The 25,208-nt window shown below is 32.9% G+C and carries 13 protein-coding genes; 9 read left to right on the top strand and 4 right to left on the bottom strand.

Features of this window, described 5'->3' with window-relative positions:
* Positions 1 to 91 precede the first annotated feature (91 nt).
* Together CJ739_RS14755 and CJ739_RS14750 are read right to left on the bottom strand one after the other, a co-directional pair.
* Complete coding sequence (locus tag CJ739_RS14755) at positions 92 to 613, bottom strand: sigma-70 family RNA polymerase sigma factor (RefSeq protein WP_117176660.1); 522 nt, start codon at positions 611 to 613, stop codon at positions 92 to 94.
* 1,371 nt (positions 614 to 1,984) lie between these two features.
* Entirely contained in the window at positions 1,985 to 2,587 is a 603-nt protein-coding gene (locus tag CJ739_RS14750) for an RNA polymerase sigma factor (protein ID WP_117176658.1), read from the bottom strand.
* 110 nt (positions 2,588 to 2,697) lie between these two features.
* On the opposite strand from CJ739_RS14750, the gene CJ739_RS14745 reads away from it, so the two are divergent.
* The 7 genes from CJ739_RS14745 (at position 2,698) to CJ739_RS14710 (ending at position 17,847) form a co-directional block, all read left to right on the top strand.
* Positions 2,698 to 3,864 (top strand): FecR family protein, encoded by a 1,167-nt coding sequence (locus tag CJ739_RS14745; RefSeq protein ID WP_162880225.1) that lies wholly within the window; start codon positions 2,698 to 2,700, stop codon positions 3,862 to 3,864.
* Between the two features lie 279 nt (positions 3,865 to 4,143).
* Complete coding sequence (locus tag CJ739_RS14740) at positions 4,144 to 7,437, top strand: SusC/RagA family TonB-linked outer membrane protein (RefSeq protein WP_117176654.1); 3,294 nt, start codon at positions 4,144 to 4,146, stop codon at positions 7,435 to 7,437.
* A 28-nt stretch (positions 7,438 to 7,465) separates the two neighbouring features.
* Positions 7,466 to 9,109, top strand: a complete 1,644-nt coding sequence (locus tag CJ739_RS14735; protein ID WP_117176652.1) for a RagB/SusD family nutrient uptake outer membrane protein — start codon at positions 7,466 to 7,468, stop codon at positions 9,107 to 9,109.
* A gap of 213 nt (positions 9,110 to 9,322) precedes the next feature.
* Complete coding sequence (locus tag CJ739_RS14730) at positions 9,323 to 11,947, top strand: glycoside hydrolase family 31 protein (protein ID WP_117176650.1); 2,625 nt, start codon at positions 9,323 to 9,325, stop codon at positions 11,945 to 11,947.
* A 6-nt stretch (positions 11,948 to 11,953) separates the two neighbouring features.
* Entirely contained in the window at positions 11,954 to 13,894 is a 1,941-nt protein-coding gene (locus CJ739_RS14725; RefSeq protein ID WP_117176648.1) for a glycoside hydrolase family 97 protein, read from the top strand.
* A 185-nt stretch (positions 13,895 to 14,079) separates the two neighbouring features.
* Positions 14,080 to 15,741, top strand: a complete 1,662-nt coding sequence (locus CJ739_RS14720; RefSeq protein ID WP_117176646.1) for a hypothetical protein — start codon at positions 14,080 to 14,082, stop codon at positions 15,739 to 15,741.
* A gap of 372 nt (positions 15,742 to 16,113) precedes the next feature.
* Positions 16,114 to 17,847, top strand: a complete 1,734-nt coding sequence (locus CJ739_RS14710; protein WP_117176644.1) for an alpha-L-fucosidase — start codon at positions 16,114 to 16,116, stop codon at positions 17,845 to 17,847.
* A gap of 120 nt (positions 17,848 to 17,967) precedes the next feature.
* Here the strand turns inward: CJ739_RS14710 and CJ739_RS14705 are convergent, their stop codons facing one another.
* Positions 17,968 to 18,300: a winged helix-turn-helix transcriptional regulator gene (locus tag CJ739_RS14705; RefSeq protein WP_117176642.1), complete on the bottom strand. Its 333-nt coding sequence runs from the start codon at positions 18,298 to 18,300 to the stop codon at positions 17,968 to 17,970.
* A 114-nt stretch (positions 18,301 to 18,414) separates the two neighbouring features.
* On the opposite strand from CJ739_RS14705, the gene CJ739_RS14700 reads away from it, so the two are divergent.
* Together CJ739_RS14700 and CJ739_RS14695 are read left to right on the top strand one after the other, a co-directional pair.
* Positions 18,415 to 19,179: an MBL fold metallo-hydrolase gene (locus CJ739_RS14700; RefSeq protein ID WP_117176640.1), complete on the top strand. Its 765-nt coding sequence runs from the start codon at positions 18,415 to 18,417 to the stop codon at positions 19,177 to 19,179.
* 28 nt (positions 19,180 to 19,207) lie between these two features.
* Positions 19,208 to 20,104 carry an SDR family oxidoreductase gene (locus tag CJ739_RS14695; protein ID WP_117176638.1) on the top strand — a complete coding sequence of 299 codons (897 nt, stop codon included), beginning with the start codon at positions 19,208 to 19,210 and terminating at the stop codon, positions 20,102 to 20,104.
* A 324-nt stretch (positions 20,105 to 20,428) separates the two neighbouring features.
* On the opposite strand, the gene CJ739_RS14690 is transcribed toward CJ739_RS14695, so the two are convergent.
* On the bottom strand, positions 20,429 to 25,105 hold the full coding sequence (locus CJ739_RS14690; protein WP_117176636.1) for a T9SS type A sorting domain-containing protein: 4,677 nt from the start codon (positions 25,103 to 25,105) through the stop codon (positions 20,429 to 20,431).
* Positions 25,106 to 25,208: the final 103 nt, after the last annotated feature.

The raw sequence follows: 25,208 nt of genomic DNA, 5'->3' as shown, positions 1-25,208 counted from the left end.
ATTTGTTAATGACGTTGACAGAAATAGACGAGTGGCCGACCGCTAAGCCTTTCCGTAAATTTAGGAATGTGAAAATTATAGGTGCAATTCTTTATGCCAAAAGAAAACAGATAATAGAACTTATATTCTTGAACCGTTCCCTCAATTCTTTATAAGCTGACGATTTTATCGTTTTTACGGTCTGCGTCCGTATTCCAAGAGTCTGGGCGATCTCGTCATTTTTTAACCCTTTAAGACTTAGCTCTATAATTTCTTTTTTTCTACCGGATAGGGTCCCTACAGCTTGATACAATTGTCTGGTAATTTCTTCTTCAAGAACTTCTTGTAAAAACAAATTTTCATCCTCTAGTGGCCTTATGAAACTTGAAGTGTGCTTTTCCCTTACTTTAAGATGTTTTAAATGGTCATAGCATTTGTTTCGTGTAGATTTATACAAATAAACTCTTAATGAAATCTCGTCAGGGAAATTGAGTTCTTTTTCTAAAAGATTAACAAAAATATCCTGCACAAAATCTTCGCACTCATCTCTTAAAGGCAAAAAGCGATTTGCATACAAAACCAAGGTGCTGTAATATTTGTTGAATATCTTATGTAAATCACTTTTAGTAAACATGTTTCATCAATACGACTAAATTTTAAACAGTTTCTTTATACAGCTAAACTAGCCTTCTAATTATTTTTAATTCCTAGTGTTTTTAGTTTGGGCTAAGCTATTAAAAATTAGTCTTGAATATAAATATTAGCATAAACTTCTTAATTTATTGTTGCTTTAACCCTTTATTACTTCTGAAAACACTGCTACTGCCTCTTTATTTATTATAACTACAATAACCGCTTCCAATACCACTTAAGCTTTAAAAAGACTGCGATAAAACATTCCCTTTATTCTACAGTAATTTACAGTAATTTCAAAGATTAAATGGTATAACTTCTCTAAAAAATACTAGGAGATAAAAAGTATCACAAAATCATCGAAAACCTTGATATCCATAACGCCTCTGCCTATTTATATTTTTGATTTTCATCAAAATTAATTGTAACATTTCCCATCTTGAAGCCTTACTCATTTTAAGACACGGCTAACTCAATAAATTAAAATTTTCCTATATTAACATCCTTTATTTCAACCGTATTTAGATAAAAATCAAAAATATAAAGGCTAACATAGATTATGAAACTATACTTAACTGACCACAGCAATAAAACAAGCCCTTCCCCTTAGTTTTACAATATCATTTACATAGAGCTTTCTTTTAAAATAATTGACCATTAATATGATCAGTTATCTTTTGTTCGGAAAAAATCTGCCCAGAATAGAATGCTGAAAGTTGCTGTTGTTTTCATGTTTACGTCTTTTTTTTAATAATTATTTATTACAAGACGAAAGCCAAATCACTTTTAAGATACATTCATTTGTCCAACCAATCGGTGCATTTTAACAATTAGACCAACAAACTTTAAAAAATTATTTTGTTATCCGATTTGTTGCCTTTTCTGATTGCATTGTTTACTTCTTTTTGATTTCATTAAAAATAAAAAAACCTGTAAATCATGTGATTAACAGGTTTTTGTTGTTGATTGATATTCTATTGTGTCGGGGTGGCAGGATTTTTAACAAATACACAACCCGTTTATTATCAGTACTTTAAACACTTTTAATTTAGTATGGTTCACCGAATTGCACACTAAAGTCAAAAAGAACTATTTAAAAACAAAATTTGTTTGTTTTTGGTCTATAAATATACAGTAATTTTTCAAATTTGTTAGTAAAACAAGAAACCATAGGTTAAAAAACTTTACTTTTATCTTCCATTAAAATCAAAATAATTATTTTTAAAATATTCTGATTCTTTTAATAATTTTAAAAAAAATAGTCAAAGTGAGCCACTAGCAGTGGATAAAATGAGTATTCTTCAAACAAAAAAATAATAGAAGAACTAAAATAAACAACAACAATATCATTGAAAAAGAAATCAAAAATATCCTATTTTTTTTGCAAGTCCAGAATTTTTAATTTATTCAATCCAAACAACATAAAGAAAAAATAATACGCTTTTTCTTTCATTTTTTTACGAAGAATAAAAAGAGCTTTACCCATTTGTTTTTCTACCGTGTTTACAGAAACCTTATTAAATTCTGCAATTTCAATATATGTAAGCCCTTCCTTTTTATTTAATAAAAATGTTTCTTTACATTTTTGGGGGAGTTGTTCTATTTCTCTTTCAATTAAAGTTATTAATCGTTTCGTTTCTTCTTCATCTTGTGCCTCAAAAACAAAATCCAAGCCTTGAACATACTTTTTTTCTAATGTGGTAACCGCAATATCCTTACGATATTGATCTACAAATTCATTATAAACAGATTTATATAAATAATTTTTAATGGAAACATTGTGATTTAAATTTTTTCTATTTTGCCACATTCTAACAATAACATTTTGTACAATGTCTTCCGATTTAAAATTGTCCCTAGCAAGGTTGCTAGCATAATCACATAGTTTTTTATAATAAAGCTCTACTAAATAACTATATGCAGTTGAGTCACCTTTTTTAAGGTGTGCTATAAATTTTTCTTGACTTGAAAACACTTTTTTCAGAAAGTTAAATAGATTTCATTTAAAACAAAGTTAAACTATTTTTAAAGAAGATGGGGGTCTATGGCTTTTGTTTCGTTATAGGTGTATATATTTTTGTTAAAATGGAAAAAGAAATAGAAAATTTGATAATAAAGTTTCTAACAAAAGAAGCGAACCTTGATGAGCTTCGAAAATTGGAAGTCTGGATTAATAATCCAAAAAACGAAATATTATTTTTTGAATATATTAAAGCCAATGCTTTGGTTAATATGGTTATGAGTGAATATAACGAAAATGATGCTCAAGAAACCATATTATATCGCATAAAAAAAGAAAAAAGTATTTTTTATGATAAATATAATATCATTAAATATGCTGTAGCCGCTGTTTTTGTTGGCATATTTATCACAACCTACATTTTTAGAAATAATTTATTCAACTCTAATACTCCTTTAGAAACTACACCTATAATTGCGAATAATAATAGTATAGGACCAGGGACAAGCAAAGCAATATTAAGTTTGGAAGATGGTTCAGTGGTAGCCTTAAAAAAAGGAAATACTTACAAAACACAAAACCTAAATAGTAATGGAGAACAAATTATATATCAACCATTAGAACAAAATTCAGCAAAAACAGAATACAATTACTTAACCATTGAGAGAGGGGGACAATTCTTTTTAAAATTATCAGATGGAACTCAAGTATGGTTAAATTCTGAATCTAAATTAAAATACCCAATAAGCTTTAAGGAAGGGGAAATGCGTCAAGTAGAACTTGTTTATGGTGAAGCCTATTTTGATGTATCCCCTAGTATAGATCATAAAGGCGCCAAATTCAAGGTAATTACCAATACTCAAGAACTGGAAGTTTTAGGAACAGAGTTTAATATAAAGGCTTATAAAGATGAATCAAATATTTACACCACTTTAGTAGAAGGTCTAGTAGAAATTAATACTTCGGTAGAAAAAAAAATATTGACACCCAACCAACAATCAAATGTTGATGTTGTAAATAACAATATGTCAGTAGCAGTTGTAGATGTATATTCTGAAATTTCTTGGAAAAACGGGATTTTCAGTTTTAAAGGAAAATCGTTAAAAGATATCATGAATGTAATATCTAGATGGTATGATGTTGATGTAATCTTTGTAAATAAAGATTTAGAATCAATAAAATTCAAAGGAATTTTATCTAAAAATCAAAACATTGAAGAAATTTTATCAATTATGAAGTCTAATACAATTAATAATTACGAAATAATAGATAAAACAATAATACTAAAATAAATAATAAGGGCTCTTAATAATACGAACTTCATATTATGGAAATTTTATTACAAATTTCAAACCAAATTAATAACACCTAAAAATTTATACGCCTATGGTAAAATAAAAAACAAAAAAAGGAGGATAAAGCATCACCGTCTAAAGTTTAAAGCTCTATACCTCCTATTAATTTTATTATCAATTAATTAAAATTCAACTAATTAAATAATACACAAATTTATGAAAATTAAACCAACTAAAGTTTGTTTTCTGTTCAGAAAACAATTATTAATGATCATTATGAAGACATTCATTTTCTTTTTTTGCGCAACTATTTTTGCTTTAACACCTAGCAATGTTGTGTCCCAAAACTCCAAAATTAGAGTAGAAAAAGATAAAACATTAACCGTAGATGAAGTTTTTGATCTTATCATGGAGCAGACCGACTATAAATTCTTTTACGAAGAAGGTATCTTTAAAACGTTTCCAAAAGTACATATTAAAAAGGGAGTCATTAGAACAAATAAGTTACTAGAGCAAAGTTTGTTTCAAGGAGATCTTGTTGTAACAGTAACAGAAGGTAAAGCCATTCTTATTAAAGAAAAGCCTACACTATTAAGTCATGCTAAACAACAAGGTATTCAAGTTTCAGGAACAATAACTGATGGTAATGGACAGCCTATGCCAGGGGCAAACATCTTGGAAAAAGGGACAACAAATGGAGTGCAATCTGATTTTGATGGTGATTTCTCAATAGAAGTAACTAATCAAAATTCTGTTTTAGTAATTTCTTATCTAGGTTTTCTAACAAAAGAAATAATTATTGGAGAGCAAACAAAAATTCCTGTAGTATTACAAGAAGATACTGCTAAGCTTGATGAAGTCATAGTTGTAGGTTACGGTAGTCAAAAGAGAGTGAATTTAACAGGATCCGTTAGTTCAATTTCTACAAAGGAAATAGAAAATCGTCCAATTACTCAAGCATCGCAGGCATTATCGGGGTTAGCAAGCGGCGTAACGGTACAGCAAGGTTCAGGGCGTCCTGGAAATGATGGTGCAACAATTCGATTACGTGGGATAGGTACTTTTTCGGGAGCGGGAAATGATCCTTTGGTTTTAATTGATGGACTTGCTAGTTCATTAAACGATGTCGATCCAAATAACATTAAAAGTATTTCAATATTAAAAGATGCGGCATCTGCATCAATCTATGGTACCCGTGCTGCAAATGGGGTAATACTTATTGAAACTAAACAAGGAAAAAAAGGAGAGTTAACAGTCGGTTATAGCGGCTATGTTGGATTTCAAAACGTAACTTCACTTCCGGATTTTGTAGATTCCGCAACCTATGCAACATTGCGTAATGAAGCAAATTCAAACATGAATATTAGTCCTGCTTATACAAGTGCTGAAATAGAATTATTTAAAAACCAATCCGATCCAGATAATTATCCAAATGTTCCGCATTTAAAAAATCTTTTGAATTCTGGATCTGGTTTGCAAACAAGCCATAATTTTAGTTTTACTGGAGGAAACGAAAAGAACTCATACCTTTTTTCTTTAGGCTATCTTGATCAAGATGGTATAGTTGCTGAAAACAGCTATAAAAGATATAATTTTCAGTTGAATTTTGATAGTCAAGTAAAAAAGAATTTGAAGCTTAAAACTAATTTAAGTGGTTATTCAGCAAATACCGATGAACCTCGCCATTATAATGGTGATTTGACAAACATGATTAATTTTGCGGTAAGACAAGGGCCTATTTTTGCAGGAAAAAAAACCGATGGAACTTATGGATATCAGGATAATTTTAGCCCTCAAGCATGGTTAGACAGTGAATCTTTTACTAATAGAAAAAATAAATTGTTTTTAGGAGGAACTGAGTTAGTTTGGGATTTCATGAAGAATTTCACCTTAAGTGGCAAGGTGGGTTATCGTTTCACAAATTACCGTGACAAAGAGTTTGTTTCAGATTTTACATTTGATTCCAATAAATATTTAGGGCCTAATAGTCTTAGAGCAAGTTCTGGTTTTGATAATTTAATCACATTACAATCGCTTTTAAAATACAATGTAAATATCAATAAACATAGTATAGATGTATTAGCAGGTTTCTCTCAAGAAGAGTTTCACTCTGAGTACGTTTCGGGTTTTCGTGATAATTTCCCCAATAACCTTTTGTATGAACTTAATGCAGGATCATCAAATAATATGCAATCTTCAGGATCTGCGGGAGAATGGGGATTAAGATCTTATTTTGGTAGAATTAACTATTCATTTAATGATCGTTATTTGTTTGAAGTGAATGGCAGATACGATGGCACATCAAGATTTCCTACTGATGGCAGATGGGGCTTTTTCCCTTCGGTTTCTGCAGGTTGGAAAGTATCAGAAGAAAATTTCTTAAAAGATGTTCAATGGGTACAAAACTTAAAAGTTAGAGCATCTTGGGGACAACTTGGAAATCAAAACATAGGAAATTATCCGTATCAAAATGTTCTTAGTTTAGGTCAGAATTATACTTTTGGAGGAAGCCTTATTGCTGGAGCCAGATTAACAACACTATCTAATGCCAATATTAGTTGGGAGACTACAACAGTTACAGATCTTGGATTGGATGTCAATTTATTTAATGGAAAATTAAATATGGTTTTTGACTATTTTGACAAAACCACTTCAGATATTTTGTATCAAACAACGGTTTCTGGTGTATTGGGACTGAATCCTTCAACTGTAAATGCAGGGGAAGTTAGAAATTCTGGTTTTGAACTTTTTCTAAATTATCAAGATAAAATTGGAAATGTTAATTTTAACATATCGCCTAATTTTTCGTATACAAAAAACAGAATTACTAAATTATCTACAGGATTAGATAAAGATATAAATAGAGGCTTATTTGTTGGGCATTCTGTGAATTCAACTTATGGATATGTAGCCGATGGATTATTTATAGATCAAAACGATATAGATAATTATCCAACTCAGCCTTATTCTGCAGAACCAGGATTTGTAAAATACAAAGATATAAGTGGCCCAAATGGTGTTCCAGATGGTGTGGTAGATGCAACTTACGATCGTAAAGTTATAGGTAGTTATTTTCCAAAATATGCTTTCGGAACTAACTTACAAGTAGATTATCAAGGTTTTGATGTATCTGTTCTTTTACAAGGTTTAGCAGGATTTAAGAGACAAATTGGTTCTTATCAAGCTTATGCGTTTTATAATGGTGGACAAATACAAAAATGGCAAGCAGATAATAGATGGACAGAAGAGAATCCAGATCCTAATGCTAAATACATAAAGCTTACAAGCCTTAATCAAGGAAGTGGTACCATTATGCCTTCTACATTTTGGGATAGAAATGCTGGTTTTTTAAGAATTAAAAATGTACAGATAGGATATAATTTTCCTAGAACTCTTTTAGATGCATTAAAAATTCAAAAACTAAGAATATATGTAATGGGGCAAAACCTACATACATTTAATAGTTTCTATAAAGGATGGGATCCTGAAATGAGTCAATCAACAGGCGACAACAGTCCTTTTTATCCTATTACCAGTGTATATACTTTAGGACTAAACTTAAACTTTTAGAAACACTAATTCGTTAAAAAATACAAATATGACTACTAATAATAAACTATATAGAAGCTTTAGAAGCTTCGCTCTAAGGTTCTTCGTTCTAGTGCTCGTTATTTCTAACAGTGCTTGTTCAGATGATTTTTTTGACAAAAACCCACTTGATGCAGTATCTGATGCTACTTTTTGGAAGTCAGAATCAGATGCAAAACTAGCTTTGGTAGGTTGCTACAATAATGGAGGTGCATGGAGCGGAGAAGATTTTTGGACTCCAAGAGGTATCATTTATCTTGATTTTATGGCAGGTTTTGGGTCTGAAAAAGAATTAATTCCTGATCGTTTCACTGACGGAACATTAGATCCATCTTACTGGGCAGTAGAAGGTTATTGGGATAATACCTACAGAAAAATTGTAACTTGTAATAATTTTTTATCTCATATAGATGATATTGAAATGGATGCTACCATTAAGGCTAATATGATAGCTGAAGTCAGAACTATAAGAGCTTATCAATATTTTAATTTGTCCTTTTTCTTTTCAGACGTACCACTTTTTAAAAATGTTTTAACTGTTGATGAAGCTAACAATATTGAGCGTACTCCTAAAGCTGATATCATGAATTTTGTCGAAACGGAATTAGAAGAAAGTTATCTAGATTTACCATTGACCAGACCAATAAGTGAAGATGGCCGTATAACATCTGGTGCAACTTTAGCTATTTTAGGACGTGTACTAATGGCTAATAAAAAGTGGGCAGCAGCAGCAGCTACCTATAAAAAAATTATAGATAGTCAAGTTTATACAATAGTTCCGAATTTCAGAACTATGTTTAATGTTCAAAACGAGATTAATACAGAATTTATTCTTACATCTCAATATCAAGAAGACGTTTATTCACATGTACTTACTCAATATCTTTATCCTGAAACTTATGGAGGTTGGCATCAGTTTTCTCCTTATAATGAATTAGTTAAACAATTTGAATGTACAGATGGTTTAAGCATTGAAGATTCTCCTTTATTTGACCCTTCAAATCCATATGATAATAGAGATCCTAGATTAGATTATACAATCATGATTTCCGATAGAACTGTTTTCAAAGGAACAACATTTGTAAGCAGGCCTGATAGTAGTTCTCCTGACAGAATTACTAGATACAACTGGAGTGGTTATTGCATTAATAAATTCATGGACCCAACATTTAGTGGTAATTTAATGAATTATGGAGGAAACTGGAGTATCATACGTTATGCCGAAGTTCTATTAAGTTATTTAGAATCAAAATTAGAGGCTGGTGATGCTATAGACCAAGTATTGTTAGATGAAACAATCAACAAAGTAAGATCAAGAGCAGATGTTAATATGCCAGCAATTACAACTACTAATACAGTTGAATTAAGAAATAAAATTAGAATTGAGCGTGAAGTAGAGTTTGCTTTTGAAGGACTTCATTATTATGATATTTTGAGATGGGGTGTTGCTGCCGAAAAATTGAATCGTCAATTTACAGGTATGAAATTAACAAATGATCCTGCTAATTACACTGACTTTGATGTTGATGAAGATGGTTATTTAATTTACCAAAAAAGAAATTTCGTTGAAGGAGTAAATGAAATATGGCCAATCCCTCAAGCAGAGAGAAATGTGAATACAAAATTGACCCAAAATCCTGGGTATCCTAATTAATTTTTTATCATTTCCTGTTTTAAAAAAAACAGGAAATGATTTCTTCATGGTTTTTATATTAAAAAACTTAGGTTCAAACGGTATTCAGAAGCATTTGAAGCATATTTCTAAGTCAAAAAAACTGATGCTTTTAATATTATTAATGCTTTAGAAATTTTATCATAGTATAAGTTGATTTATTTTAGAATTCTAATAAAGATTAAATGAAAAAAAATGAAGCAAATAACAATTCTATTTGTCTTAATCATTCCAATTTTTTGTATTGGACAAGTAGTTAAGGGCTATAAAAAACATAGCGATAAAGTAGTTGTAACTCTCGATAAAGGAGAACTGCATTTAAGTCCGTTAACCGAAAATACCGTAAGAGTTCAGTATGGGTTGGAAATGAAAAGTCAAATTCCTGAATTAGTTTTTACTTCGAAAATTAAGGTGCCTGATTTTAAGATTTCTGAGTCTGGCTCCCTAATTGAAATTGCTACATCAAAAATGACTGTTGTAATTGATAAAAAGAGTGGAACATTGTCCTATCGCAATCATGAAGGCAAGGTGTTTCTTAGCGAAAAACCAGATAGTCGTATTTTTAAACCAAGTTCGGTACAAGGAGAACCATGCTATATTGTTGAACAAGGTTTTAGTTCTTTACCTGATGAATATCTGTTTGGTACAGGTCAGTTTCAGGACGGATATTTGAATATTAAGGGGTTACCCAGAAGACTAACCCAAGTGAATACACAAATCTCTATTCCATTTGTTATGTCAAGCAAAGGCTATGGTTTGTTATGGCATAATTATGGACTTACCGATTTTAATCCAGCTGATTCTATCGTGAATTTAAGGCCTGTAGGAACAAGTGGGGAAGCTATTACTGTTGCTGTTACCACTACCAATGGAACACAAAAGGAAACTCGTCAGGACGGTGTTTTTTCCGGGAATTTCACTGTTAAAGATACAGATGAGTATGCTATTCTACTTGATGTTGGTCAAAAAATGGCCAGAAAATGGCAATTGACAATTGACGGTAAAGAGATTCTTAATTTTAAAAACCATTGGCTGCCACCAACAACCAGTACCTTTGTTAAACTAAGGGCAGGAAAACACGAGATTATGGTTACAGGAGAAAAAAACGATCTTCCTGTAGTTTATTATCGCAAAGTTACGAATGAAACAGTCTTTAGATCTCCTGTTGCTAATAAGCTGGATTATGTTGTTTTTGCTGGAGATGCAGATGAGGTTATTTCAAGTTACCGTAATTTAACAGGGCAAGCTCCTCTTATGCCTATATGGGCATTGGGTTATATTCATTGCCGTGAACGTTTTACTACTCAAGATGATTTACTAGAAAATGCCAAAACATTTAGAGATAAAAAACTACCAATGGATTTAATTGTTCAAGATTGGCAGTATTGGGGTAAATATGGTTGGAATTCGATGAAATTTGATGAAGAGATGTATCCCGATCCGTCAGCAATGGTAAAAGAATTACATCAAATGAATATGCGACTGATGCTTTCTGTTTGGTCTAAAATTGATAAAGAAAGTGTATTGGGGCAAGAATTTAATAAGAAAAATTATTATATACCAAATACCGAATGGGTAGATTTTTTCAACCCTGATGCTGCAGATTATTATTGGAAGAGTTTTAGTGAAAAATTATTAAAGCCTTACGAAATAGATGCTTGGTGGCAAGATGCTACGGAACCAGAAAACGATGATTTAGTACATAGAAGAATCAATAACGGAACAACTCCCGGAGAGCAAATGCGAAATGTTTACCCAATGTACGTAACAAAAACAGTATATAAAGGTTCTCGAAAAGATGCTCCAGACAAAAGAGTTTTTATTCTTACTAGAAGCGGATTCTCAGGTCAGCAACGTTATGCAGCTGCCGTATGGACAGGAGATGTAGGTAATGATTGGGAAACTTTACGAAGACAACTAACAGCTGGATTAAATTATTCTATAACAGGATTACCTTGGTGGACTTTTGATGCAGGAGGATTTTTTCGTCCTGGTAAAAATCAATACACCAATATTAAATTTCACGAACGTTTTTTAAGGTGGTTTCAGTTGGCTACATTTTCTCCATTACAAAGAGTACATGGATATGAAACCAATACTGAATTCTGGAGATATGGTGAGAAAGTAGAAGTCGAATCTTTAAATTATTTAAATCTTCGTTACCGTTTACTACCTTATATTTATTCGCAAGCAGCAGATATAACGTTTAAAAACGGAACTTTGATGCGTCCATTGATAATGGATTTTGCAAATGATACAAAAGCACTTCAGCAAAAATATGAGTATATGTTTGGGTCGGCTTTTCTAGTTGCTCCTGTTGTTTCAGAAGGGGTGGAAAACTGGGATGTTTACTTGCCGGAAAATCAATCAGGGTGGTTTAACTTTTGGACAGGAAAACACTATAAGGGCGGACAAACAGTACAGACAGCTGCATCTATTTCAACCATTCCTCTATATATAAAATCGGGTTCTATCATTCCCATGGGTGAAAAAATGCAACACACAAATGAAAAGCCTGTTGAAAATCTTGAGATTAGAATATATACAGGAGCCAATGGCAAGTTCCAACTTTATGAAGATGAAGGAACAAATTACAACTATGAGAAAGGCGCTTTTTCGATGATCGATTTTGAATGGAACGAACAAAAACAAACGCTGACAATTGGAAAACGAAAAGGCAAAAAATTTAATGGATTAATTGAAAACCGCGTTTTCAATATCGTTTGGGTTGACGAATCAAACGGTATTGGTATAGAAAACGGGAAAACAAATGTTTCGGTTAAATACAATGGAAACAATATTGCAATTCGAAGAAAATAAAAAAACATGAAAGTAAGATTAATGAAATACATTTATTTAATATTCTGTGTCTTTATTTCGAAAGCGTTTACAGTAAACGCACAAGAAATTGTTTCACCCAATAATAATATTAAGGTAATTGTCTTGAAAAAAGAATCAAATGAAAAGTCTTTTGGTCAGGTGTGTTTTAAAATTTTGTATAAAAAAAAATCGAAATATATTGAAATAATGCCAAGTTCCTCTTTGGGTATTTTAAGAGATGACCAGCAATTTACGGATAATTTGAAATTGGTTAGCGAATCTAAAGCCAAAGAGGTAAACCAGAAATATGAAATGATTTCCGGTAAGCAAAAATTGTGTGATAATTTAGGAATTGAAAAAGTTTTCAAATATGTAAATTCAAATAACCAACCCTTGAATATTGTTTTTAGAGTTTATAATGATGGAGTAACATTTCGCTATGAATTTACTAATAAAAATGATTCATTAGTTAATGTTATTGACGAAAGTACCACTTATGTTTTTCCATCGGCAACTAATCGTTGGTTGCAAACATATACGGATTCTTATGAAGGTTTTTTCCCTTTTTCAGACACGGGAATTAATGATGATAAAAACAATAAACAAGAATGGGGATTTCCAGCTTTATTCAAAGTAAATAATAATCCAATTTGGGTATTGATTTCTGAGGCAAATATTTCAGAAAATAATTGTGCTGCAAAATTGAATAATTCTAAAAATCCAAACGAATACAAAGTAAGTTATGCTTCACCAAGAGATAATTTTAAGCTAACTGGTGTTAAGACCACTTTGCCTTGGAATTCACAATGGCATACGTTAATCATTGGTGAACTGTCTGATGTAGTTGAATCTACTTTGATTACTGATGTTAGCGAACCTAATAAAGTAGAAGAAACGAATTGGATAAAACCAGGTGCAGTTTCCTGGGTTTATTGGGCATACAATCATGGATCTAAAGATTATAAAAAAGTTGTTGAGTATATCGATTTAGCCGTAGAAATGAAATGGCCGTATGTGCTCATTGACTGGGAATGGGATGTTATGAGTAACGGCGGAACTATAACGGATGCCGTAAATTATGCTAAAAGTAAAGGGATTAAACCTATGATTTGGTATAATTCAGGGACTTCATGGCTTGAGCCAACGCCCGTTGATCGCTTGTTAACTCCTGAAAAAAGAGCTAAAGAATTTGAATGGCTTAATCAAATGGGAATCTATGGTATTAAAGTTGATTTTTTTGCCGGTGACCAGCAGGATATGATGCAATATTGCATTGCTATTTTGAAAGACGCAGCAAAATATAAGATAATGGTAAATTTTCATGGTGCAACAGTGCCGCGTGGCTGGGCGCGTACCTATCCAAATTTGATGACTACTGAAGCTGTTTATGGTGCTGAATGGTATAACAATAATGCTATTCTTACGTCTAAAGCTGCCGCACATAACACAACACTTCCTTTTACTCGAAATGTGATTGGTTCAATGGATTATACGCCAGTGACTTTTACAAATTCACAACATCAACATAGTACTTCTTATGCTCATGAATTGGCATTATCTGTAGTTTTTGAATCGGGTTTTCAGCATTTTGCCGATAGGCCTGAAGGCTATAAAAGTTTGCCTCCAGAGCCTAAAGAATTTCTAAAAAATGTTCCTGTAAGCTGGGATAATACCAAACTTCTGGATGGTTATCCTGGAGAGAAAGTTCTTCTGGCTCGGAAAAAAAGAAATCAATGGTATTTAGGTGGACTTAATGGCAAAGACGAATCACAAACATTAAAAATAAACTTTGATTTCCTTAGCACAGGGGATTTTAAATTAAAACTTATTAAAGACGGGGAGAATGATAAATCATTTGCTGTTGAAGTTATAAAAGTAAAAAAAGGAGATGTTATAAATGTGAAATGTCTTCCTAGAGGAGGATTTGTAGCTGTAATAAAAAAATAAAATCAAAACAATTCCAAATCGAAAAAAGACCAGTTTATTCAATTTGTTAAAGAATTTATTTATTGATAAAAAGCTGAGATTGATGATTTGGTATTACTCATATAATGCTTAATGATGTTAAATTTAGTACAATCAAGACAGCTATATGGCGAGAAGAATAACAAATAAAAGAAAAATATAATAATATGGTAAGCATTAAAAAATTAATCATTCTCTTAGTTATTTTTAGCATTATTAAAGATACTCTTTATGCTCAAAATAATGATAGATATCCAATAGTATTAAATATGGTTCATCACAATCCGGGTGAACCTATTTTTTATACTAAGTATGCACAGCCAAATTATTTAAAAGAGTTAAATTATAATGGACAAGTACCTAAGTTTTTTGTTGAATGCGGAATAACTTATGATAATTTGTATGATGAAATAGTTCCTCAAAAAACCGAAGAAAGACTGTGGATAGAGCGGGAAGCTACAGCTATTCAAATGCAAATAGATTTTGCGCGAGAGGCTAATATGCCGTTATATCCTTTTACAGATGTTTTAGTATTACCTAAATCTGTCATGGAAAAGTTTAAAAATCAAATGACTACCGATGGACATTTATCTATTTTAAAACCAAAAACACAGGAAATTCTTCGTGCCCAAATTAATGGAATTTTTGATCGCTTTCCTGAGCTTGATGGTCTAACTATTAGGCATGGTGAGACTTATCTATTTGACACTCCTTTTCATATTGGAGAAACACCAGCTAGAACTCCTAAAGAACATATTGAACTTATAAAAATTTTAAAGGAAGAAATTTGTGTTAAAAGGAATAAAACGCTCTTTTATCGAACATGGGATTTTGGGTTTTTTCATACTCAACCTGATTTTTACAAAGAAGTAACGGATGCTATTGAATCCCATTCTTTGTTATATTTTTCGATTAAACATACTAATGCAGATTTTTTGAGAAACGTCCCTTTTAATACAACAATAGGTCTGGGAAAACATCAGCAAATAGTTGAGATATCCATTAATCAAGCTGGATTATATGGTAAAAACAGTCATCCATACTATATAGGAAAAGGAATTATAGAAGGATGGCCTGAAATGACACAAAAAAAAGGTATAAAAGATTTATATGATGATTCGAAAATTAAAGGTTTTTGGGTATGGACATGGGGTGATGGATGGGCTGGACCTTATTTTTCAAATGAAATGTGGATACATTTAAATGAATACATAATTCGCCAATTTGCAAAAAATCCTTTGCGAAAAGAAGAAGATATTTTTAAAGAATATGCAGTCCAAAAACTGCATTTAAGCGATGTAGATGCAAAGAAATTTCGAGAACTATGTCTATTGTCAGTCAATGCCGTTTATTTAGGGCAAGCTAGTAATTTATTTGATGCTGATGCATGGTGGGCTAGAGATCAATATTTAACTGCTATTAATTTAAAAGAAGTTATAACCAAGGCTCTTAAAAAGGAAGTTATTACTGAAAAGAAAAAGAATTTAGATGTATGGAGGCAGATGGAACAGCTGTCAAGAGAGATAAATATGAAAAACGAAAAGGACAATACATTTCTCAAAGTGAGTACAACATATGGTCGAATTAAATATGAAATAATAGATCTAATTTGGAAACTACAATTGATTGCTGCTGAAGTTGATTTAAAAAAAAATATAGATAAAAAGGAACTAAAAAATCTTTTGGAGCAATATGAATATAAATGGAATGAGTGGCAGGAATTTAAAAAAAATAACCCTTCTTGCCCAACCTTGTATTTAGATAACAAAGCAGTTTATGTTAAAAATCCTTTTCAGGAATCGGTTAAAATATTAAAAGCATTATTGTAATGTTTAGTTTTATTGAATTGCAGAATGCTGTAATTTAAAACCGAGAATCTAGATTGAACTAATTGTAATTAAAAAGAATAAAAAAATATGATTTGCTTATAATTTAGTTGGTAATCCAGAACGCAAACAAATAATGGATACTGTGAACTTATAAGTTCAGGAACGGGAAAAATTAATGTGGCAATTTCAACAAGCATTTCCGGGAGCAAAAGAGGGCAAAAAATGGTTGCAGATGAAGTAAATATATAAATTGGAATGATTTTTTGATGCCTTTATTAAGTAAGTCAAGTTACTAGTTTTGAATGTTCAACAATACAATTTATAATGCAATATGCTACAAAAACTTTTAATAATAAATAACAATAGTATATAATGAGAACAAAAAATTTATTACCGCTTTTATGTCTATTTCAGTTTAGTCTGTATGCTCAAGAAAAAAATCCTATGCCAGCTATACCTGCCTCATTAACTGTAAATAGTGTTCCTATGGGGGATTTGGAAGCATTTCCTGAGGTCAAGTTAGAAATACCTATTGCAGAAGGTCCTTTTAAACCCACTTGGGAATCTATAGAAAAAAATTACCCTGGTGAACCTGCTTGGCTTCGTGAGGCAAAGTTTGGTATATGGGTTCATTTTGGACCTCAAGCTGCTGGAGAAAGTGGAGATTGGTATGCACGTAACCTTTATAAGTTAGATAAATTAGCCTATAAAAATCATATTAAAAAATATGGGCATCCTTCTGAAGCAGGATATAAAGAAGTATTGCGTGATTGGAATCCTATAAAGCTAGATCCGGAGAAACTTACAAAAATTTATCAGGATGCAGGTGCTCGTTTTTTAATGATTCAAGGAGTACATCATGATAATTATGATTTGTGGAATTCTGAATATCAACCATGGAACTCTGTAAATATTGGTCCTAAAAGAGATTTGATTGGAGAATGGGCAAAAGCCTGTAAAGCAAACGGAATGCGATACGGAGTAACTTTCCATCATGAGTATACATGGTGGTGGTGGCAAACAGCATTTGGAAGCGATAAAGAAGGAAGTAAAAAAGGAATTCCTTACGATGGTCATCTTACGCTTGCTGATGGTAAAGGAAAATGGTGGGAAGGATATGATCCCAAAATGCTTTATGGTATTGATTTAAGAGAATATAGAGGAGTAGATGAAAAAGCGCATACTGAATGGTCACCACCACCAGCAGGAATATTTAGTAATCACTTAGGATATGCTAAATGGTATGCAACAAATTGGGCTTTAAGAATGATGGATGTTGTAAAACATTACGATCCTGATTTTATTTATACTGATGGTACTGTTCAAGGACCATTTACTGGAGATGGAACAGGAACAGGACTAAAATCTAATGCTATGCAAAGTGTTATGGCTGATTTTTATAATCTTAGTTTAAAACGCCGTGGTGAAGTAAATACTTTTAGTATTGTTAAGTTTCGTCATAATACTAATGGCACAGTAAATACTGAAGAATTTGGGGTTCCTGCAAATATTAAAAAAGACCAGCCTTGGATTGCTGAAGCTCCTGTAGGTGATTGGTTTTATGCTCCAAATTTCACCTATGATTCGAGCATGATGATTCGTTATATAATTGAAGCTATAGCACGTGATGGAAATGCAGCATTATGTATTTCATTGCTACCTGATGGTTCAATTAATGAAGAGAGTCAAAAGATGTTGAAAGAAGTTGGAAATTGGATGCGCCTTAATGGAGAAGGAGTGTACGGAAGTCATGCATGGGTGATTCCTGGCGAAGGAGAAATGGTTAAAGGAAAATTAAAAATGCTTCCTGGTGGAAAATTGAATCGTAGACAAGCTGAATTTAAATTTAACTCTCAAGATATTCGATTTACAGTTGGTAAAAACAATAAATTATATGTGTTTTGTATGAGCGTACCTGCTCCTAATACTCAAATAAAAATTAAATCTCTTGCTAAAGATGCAAAGTATTATGGTAAGAAAGTTAAAACCGTTAAGTTGTTGGGATACAAAGGAAAGTTAAAATGGAAAGAAACGGCTGATGGTTTATTAGTAACTTGCCCTAAGAATATGCCATTTGCTACAGCTGTTGTTTTTGAAATAGAATAACAACCAATTTTTAATTTAACATAATTAGGACGTTTGTTTCGGTAATTCAATTAATCATATTTTTGATATAAAGTTTCATATATGCTGTCAATTATCAATTAGGCTAAAAGAGAGGTAGTATTAAACTAAATTTTCTAACCCAAATTGAGCCAATTGATCAACAATCGGTAAAGTTTTTAAACCTAATTCGGTCAACCGATATTCCACTTTGGGAGGGATTTCGGGATAAGCTTTCTTACTAACCAATTCATTTTTAACAAGCATATTTAATTCTTGTATCAACATTTTTTCACTGATGCCCGGAACAGCTCTTTTTAGCTCACCATATCTCATCACTTTGTCATTGATTTGAAATAGTATCATTAGTGTCCATTTGCCGCTTAACAGGTTCAAAGATGCTTTTACGGGACAATTTTCATCGCAAGGCGGAATTTTTTTTAAGTTTTTTTCCATTGATACTCAATTATTCTAACCATTTGGTAAGTACCCAACTATTAGGTAGGTACTTGTACAAAAGTACGTACTTTGTTAACTTTGTACAAGTTTTAGTCATAAAAACAATAAAAAATGAAAATTCATCACATACGAAACGCCACTATCGTAGTAGAATATGCAGGAAAGAAAATTTTGGTTGACCCCATGCTTTCAGATAAAGGGACATTACCAGCATTTATTCCATCAAAAACATGGAGTTTTAAACGAAATCCATTATACGATTTGCCTATCTCAAAAGCCGAAATCGTAAAAGATATTGACTTTGTTTTTGTGAGCCACTTGCATTATGACCATTGGGATAAAGAAGCTGTAAATACGTTACCTAAAGGAATTAAAATATTTGTACAAGACCTAGCGGATCAATTAAAGATTGAAAAATCGGGATTCACCAATGTAGAAATCCTCACTGAAAATTCTTCTTATGGCGAAATAAAACTTAACAGAACCAAAGCCCAGCACGGTAAAGGTTATATTTTGCGAATTGCAGGTTTTGTTTGTGGATTGGTATTAAAACATCCAACAGAAAAAACCTTGTACATCGCTGCCGATACTGTTTGGTATGAAGGAGTACTGGAAGCCTTAGACCAATATAAACCCGATATAGTCATTTTAAATGGTGGTGACAATCAATTTGCCTTTGGAGGTCAGCTAGTAATGAATAAAGAAGATATATACGAAGTTCATAAAGCAATTCCCTCCGCTACAATTGTAGTAAGCCATATGGAAGGCGTCAACCATCATACACTTACAAGAAAAGATTTGAAAGAATTTCTTAATGAAAAAGGAATCACCGATAAAGTGAACGTTCCTGAAGATGGGGAATCATACATCTTTTAATTATTAAACAATAAAATCAAAAAAGAAAATGAAGATTTTAGTATTTGGAGCCACTGGCTCACAACAATTTAATGTAATAGGCGAAGCAAAGAAAAAAGGCGCAGAAGTAATTGCTGCTACAAGTTCAGAAAAAAGTTTTGAAAAATTAAAAAAAGCAGGCGCAATACCTATTTTGGCAGATATGAGTGATGCAGATAAAATGCAGAAAATCACCAAGGATATAGATGCGACAGCCTTTATGGTTCCCGTTTCTTTACCCAATCCATTAGATGGTTTGCAATATGCCAAAAATGTGATTGACGCCGCCAAAGCAAATGGTGTAAAGAAAATCGTTTGGAATACCAGTGGCTGGTTAGCTCCTCAAAAAATTGGAATACCTGGAGAAGATGTCAAATTGGATATCAAGGATTATCTAAAAAATAGTGGGTTAGATTACGTAATCATTGAACCTACTATTTATATGGAGAATATGATGGGGCCATTTTGTGCACCTTTTGTAAAAAACGAAAAGAAATTGGCCTACCCTACCCCAGAAGCAATGCCCATAGGTTGGATAGCTTCCAGAGATGTAAGTACCTTTGTAGTGGAAGCTATTTACAATACACAATTAAAAGCTGATACTTTCCAGATTAGCGGACTAGAAAATCTAAGAGGAAATGATTTAGCTGAACAGTTTTCTAAAGGTGTAGGCGAAAATATTATGTATTATACACAGCCATCCAAAGAATTTGGTGATATACTAAAGCCATTAGTTGGAGAAGCAGCAGCATCAGGCGTTGCGGCTTTTTATACAAGTCTGCAAGAAGCAACAGAATACCCGCCAAAGTTCAATCCCAATATGAGTGACGTATTAGAAAAACTCCCTGTCCAAATGACTTCGCTGGAACAATGGGCTAAAGAGAATAAGGGATATTTTTTTAACTGATAAGTTAAAGTCCATTTAAAAAGTGATATTGCCACATAGTGTTATATTTGAATTTACAAATCAATTTTAAAATCAATGTGTCGTTATGTTTTTACCAAAAAATATTGTCTGCATGTCAAAATTAGTTGTTGTATTTGTTCATAACTGACAGCCTGTTGAAAGCTAGCACTACCTATCACTTATTAAGCATAATCTTATTCTTTTGTGTCAAAACAACCTTAAAAAGAAAATCTATAAAATCAAAAACAGCATCAAAACGTTTTGATGCTGTTTTATTAATCTATTATTATCTAATAATCTGTATCGATTTTTAAGACTAGTTTTTTACATTTTAATAACCTTTTGTACCATACTAAAATCTGAAGTTGTTAATTTAACAAAATAAAGACCAGAATTTTGATAACTTAAATTAACAGTAAATCGGTTTATACCATGTTGAATGTTAATGTTTTCCGTACTAACTATTCTTCCTTGTATGTCAACAATTTGCAATTTCGCCAATTCATTTTTAGCTGAAATATATTTTAAGTTTACTATATCAGTCACAAATGTTGGATAACATATAAAATTTGTTTTCCCGTCACTAACTTGAGGTTGATCTATACCTAAAGTTGTACCAGAAAGATACAGAATAGCATTTTTTACTATTGATATTCCATCTTCGGTTACAAAAGCATAAGAATTACTGTTTAAACCAATTTGAATAAAATCATTAGGAAGTGTTGTACCTGCAATGATTGTACCTGCAGGAGCCTCAAATATACTCACTTGTGATTCTTGTCCAATTATGGTGGCCATTGGTTGAATAGTTCCTGAAACATTTTTAAATTGGGCAAGATCCATAGAAGTAATACTCTTGCCTCCAGCAGCTACTGATAACATTTGAACTTGGTTATCATTTACCCATGTGACATCTTTAAAAATAGGATGGTTTTTATTTGAAACTGAAACGTAGGTATCGGTAGCACTCTGTTCGTAGCCACTATTTGCCCAACCCCATGCACCAGTTGCTGTTTTATATGCATGAACCTTCATCATAATAAATGGCTTATTGATCCCTTTCAATTGTAGCACACCAGGATCATCAGAGCCAGCCACCTCACTAAAGATGACTACATCATATGGAGAATAATCATTAAAAGAGTTTTGGGTGTCTATTTCTGTAACATCAAAGTTTGGGTCAGCTACTAGTGCTGGTAAAATTTTAGTATCATTTATATAGTTTGCCGATATAGCATTAGTTACATATGCCACTTTAAAAGGCTCGCCTGTATATTGAATTTGAATATTGCCTGCAATTGAAACTGCACTACCACTTCCCCCAACAGTCTCTACATTAAAACTCTTAGACCCCGTTGGAATACCGCTTAAAGTAGCTGTTTTATTTTCACTATCTTTTGTAAAAGACAAACCATTTGGTAATCCTGTAATAACAACATCTGTTGCACCTCCACCCCAAGTAAATTGAATTTCAGAAATAGTAGATCCTCTATTAACTATCTGACTTAATGTTCCAGTATTAACTAAAGTTGGTGGAGCTATTTCAGTAATTGTAATGGTACCTTGTTTAGATATTGGTAACCCAGCACCTCCAGAAGTTGTAACTGTGTACGTCCCTTCACTTATTGGTGTACCACTTATAGTTATTGTTTTACTGATAATGTCTTTAATAGCTGTTAGCCCATTAGGCAAATCCGTAACAGAAACATCAGTAGCAGTTCCACCCCATTCATACGAAATATCAGTTATGGAATTCCCTGTATAAACCTCTTGGTTCTCATCACCACTTCCTAAGCTTAAAGCTAGTATTGGTGTAGTTGGACAGCTAGAGTACACTTCACCTGTTTGAGTAACAACAAGAGTCGCTCCAGCTCCACAAGAACTGGTAACAGCATTCTTAACATCTGTTGATGACATTGGGAAATATTCATAATCCGGCTTAGACACTAAACCAAAATTAGGATCTCCACCAATACAATCTATAAAGTTTATGGCAATTGAGCCTGCTCCTAAATCCGAAACCTTAGCGGTTACAGGCAACTCAAAATGTCCTCCTTCAACATATACTTTGCAGCCAAATGTTCCTGCTGTTAGACCTATTGCATCACTTGTTACCGAACTATTCCAATATGAATTCAAAATATGAATATCTACGTTTCTGCCACGAACCATACGGGCTTTGACGCCTTCTGCCCACCAGCAATTTTGCCACGTTATATTATAGTACCCATCTTGTGGAGTATCAGAATCAGATCCTCCTATCAAATTTGCAAATCTATGATCGGGAGAACCTCCTGGACCTCCAGCAACAGGTGGCTTGTTATAGCTGAATTTACACCATGAAACGGTAATGTTATCAGAATCGTTTGTGTTATCAAAAAGACCATCCATCCCATCTTGAAAATCACAATGATCAACCCATAAATTATAAGTGCCTTTATTTGTTATAAGATCCCATCCATCAGCATCATAAGCACCTGGACCTTCAAATGTTAAATTTTGTATTATCACATTATTAGACCCCTCGATTAAGTGAATAATACCTGAACCGGCTGCTGTTTGATTAAGATTTATTAAACGTGCCCCAGGAAGACCTATAATGGTTTTATTAGTGATTGTGGCAGAAATACGTGAAGTATTAATAGTTCCAGAAACTAAGATAACAGATTTCGAACCATGAATTGCAGAGGCTAACTCTCCAGCTGTGGTTACAATTACTGTATTTTCGGGAGTTGGGGTTCCTCCTCCTGTCGTAAACCTACCATAACCAATAGGTTTGGTTAAACGGGTTGAAAATGGTGTATTAAAGATTTCTTCGCTACCATAAAAAGTTCCTTGGCTAGTTGTTACAAAAGCACGAACAAAATATTGCATGTTTTCGGTCAAGCCTGTTACTTCTTCAGAGAAAGGACCATTACCTGAACCTATTTCAACAAATGAATCTACACCTTTAGTTGGGTTTCCTGTTGTATTCCAACAAACACCACTTACAGACATAGCACCCCCATCATTTGTAACATTACCTCCCATTATTGCTTTAAATGAATAAGCAGTTGAAATGCTTGCGGTTGTTACAGTTGGGTTTTCTACAGTTCCTGTTGTTAATGTTTGAACATCTCCATAACCTGTTCCTGCAATATTACTGGCATAAGCTCTATAATAATATAGGGTGCTTGGCTCTAAGTTTGTCAAATCTCCTGCAAACGTACCATCACCTGTTCCATTTTCAGAGGTTGAATCTGCTATACTTGGATTTCCTGTTGTATTCCAACAAATACCTCTTAAAGTTACAGGTGCTCCACCGTTATCGGTTATATTTCCTCCACTAACAGCATATTCTCCTTGTATGTTATTAGAAACAATTGTTGAAACTATAGGTACCGTCGCTGGTAATGTATTGAAGGTTATTAAATTTCCATAGGCCGTACCTGCTCGACTTGTTGCATAGGCTCGTACATAAATGGTCGTACCTGCGGGAAGGTTAGTCAATTCTGAAACAAATGAACCTAATCCATTTCCGGAAATTATTTTATTATCGGCAATAATTGGTGTCGTTATAGTACTCCAGCAAACACCTCTTTCAACTAAAGTTTTATCTCCTGAATCTGTTATATCCCCACCGGTTGATGCACTATTTTTCATAATATTTGAAACAGCAGTCGTGGTAAGTGTTGGAACGGTTCCACTTGGAAAAACGTTTACGCTTATGTTATCAACTTCTGCATCACTTCCACTATTATTGGCTATTCTCAATCTATTAACCGCTCCACTATTAACAGAAATATTCACATACTCACCCCTTACAGTCGTGACGGTTTCTAACAAAGACCATGTTGCTCCACCATCGATTGATGTATAAAGAGATACATCTCGTCCTCCACGACCTTCTAAAAAGCTGACTTGTGTAACACCTTCAGCAAGTAATGGTGTGGTTATATAGCTTCCATTTTTCATCAAACGGATGGCATAAGGACTTCCATCTGGGATATACAAGGAATTGGTGGACTTATAAGCATTTAGGTAAATCCATTCCCCTTGGTCTGGAACATTTATGCTTAATGGTGCGACTGGTTGCGAGCTAGGGAAATAATCGGTATTATCAAATGGTTGCAACCAATAATCTACAGGAGCATCGGCATCTCTTGTTTTTACTGGCACAGAAAGCCCATAACTTATGCCATTATCTGTTTCAGTAAATGCCTTAACATAATATGTAGTTCCCTTTTCTAAGTCTGGTAATGTAGCTGAGAAATCACCTGCTGTAATTCCTCCTTCAGTAATAACGGTTGAGATACCGTCAGTTATACTTGGTGCTCCTGTTTTATTATAACAAAACCCGCGTCTTATTATATTTGAAGTTCCTGTGTTAACTACATTCCCATGAGCTTGTATTGATGTTTGGGTAATAAAGTCAAAGGAACTTGTTGTAGTGCTTGTGCCTTCAGGACTTGCATCAGTAACAAGCATATTATCAACATATATTCCTCCATTTGAGTCTCCCGTAAAGCGAATAAACTTAGCGTCGGGGTCATTTATTACAATACTTTTCAGTTCCCAAATATTACTTTGAGTAGGTGATGCTGTTCCTATTAAAGTCCATGTATTGCTTACTTCATTAAAAGTTTCTACTGTAAGGGTTCTGCTTGAAGTTTTATAGAGATAGAAAGTAAGCAGTCCGGCACCATTTTCTAAATATGGTGTTCTAAATGCATAAACACTAGTAGAATTTTTTCTTTTAAGGAATAATGAAGAATTACCCTCTTGGGCTGGAACATCTTGACTTTTAACATTTTCTCTTGCAACAGACCAATCTCCTGTTGATGAACTAATAGTTGTTGGGTTTTCTGGTGAATTTACCCAGACGTCATCCTCAAAACTTTCTGGGGTATAAGTGTAATTTTGGGCATTCATAACACCTCCAACTACTAATAGTAATAAAAAAAGACGGAATTTAGTAAAAGTTCTTTTCGAACTTAAATACCGTATACATAAATAAATCATAATGTGGTTTTAGTTTAGTTAATAATAGTTACAAACATCCCTAGAAATAATTACAACCACATTAAAATTTCGGAAGTTGAATGGTAAAAATCGGAATTCTATT

The sequence above is a fragment of the Mariniflexile sp. TRM1-10 genome, from assembly GCF_003425985.1.
Classification (GTDB): Bacteria; Bacteroidota; Bacteroidia; order Flavobacteriales; family Flavobacteriaceae; genus Mariniflexile.
This window is presented reverse-complemented; position numbering and strand designations above follow the sequence as displayed.

What these genes read in the sequence shown, in the direction of transcription:
- CJ739_RS14705 (WP_117176642.1), bottom strand. Translation starts at nt 18,300, where the DNA reads ATGGAAAAAAACTTAAAAAAAATTCCGCCTTGCGATGAAAATTGTCCC.
- CJ739_RS14735 (WP_117176652.1), top strand. Translation starts at nt 7,466, where the DNA reads ATGACTACTAATAATAAACTATATAGAAGCTTTAGAAGCTTCGCTCTA.
- CJ739_RS14745 (WP_162880225.1), top strand. Translation starts at nt 2,698, where the DNA reads ATGGAAAAAGAAATAGAAAATTTGATAATAAAGTTTCTAACAAAAGAA.
- CJ739_RS14695 (WP_117176638.1), top strand. Translation starts at nt 19,208, where the DNA reads ATGAAGATTTTAGTATTTGGAGCCACTGGCTCACAACAATTTAATGTA.
- CJ739_RS14700 (WP_117176640.1), top strand. Translation starts at nt 18,415, where the DNA reads ATGAAAATTCATCACATACGAAACGCCACTATCGTAGTAGAATATGCA.
- CJ739_RS14690 (WP_117176636.1), bottom strand. Translation starts at nt 25,105, where the DNA reads ATGATTTATTTATGTATACGGTATTTAAGTTCGAAAAGAACTTTTACT.
- CJ739_RS14755 (WP_117176660.1), bottom strand. Translation starts at nt 613, where the DNA reads ATGTTTACTAAAAGTGATTTACATAAGATATTCAACAAATATTACAGC.
- CJ739_RS14720 (WP_117176646.1), top strand. Translation starts at nt 14,080, where the DNA reads ATGGTAAGCATTAAAAAATTAATCATTCTCTTAGTTATTTTTAGCATT.
- CJ739_RS14725 (WP_117176648.1), top strand. Translation starts at nt 11,954, where the DNA reads ATGAAAGTAAGATTAATGAAATACATTTATTTAATATTCTGTGTCTTT.
- CJ739_RS14710 (WP_117176644.1), top strand. Translation starts at nt 16,114, where the DNA reads ATGAGAACAAAAAATTTATTACCGCTTTTATGTCTATTTCAGTTTAGT.
- CJ739_RS14730 (WP_117176650.1), top strand. Translation starts at nt 9,323, where the DNA reads ATGAAGCAAATAACAATTCTATTTGTCTTAATCATTCCAATTTTTTGT.
- CJ739_RS14740 (WP_117176654.1), top strand. Translation starts at nt 4,144, where the DNA reads ATGAAGACATTCATTTTCTTTTTTTGCGCAACTATTTTTGCTTTAACA.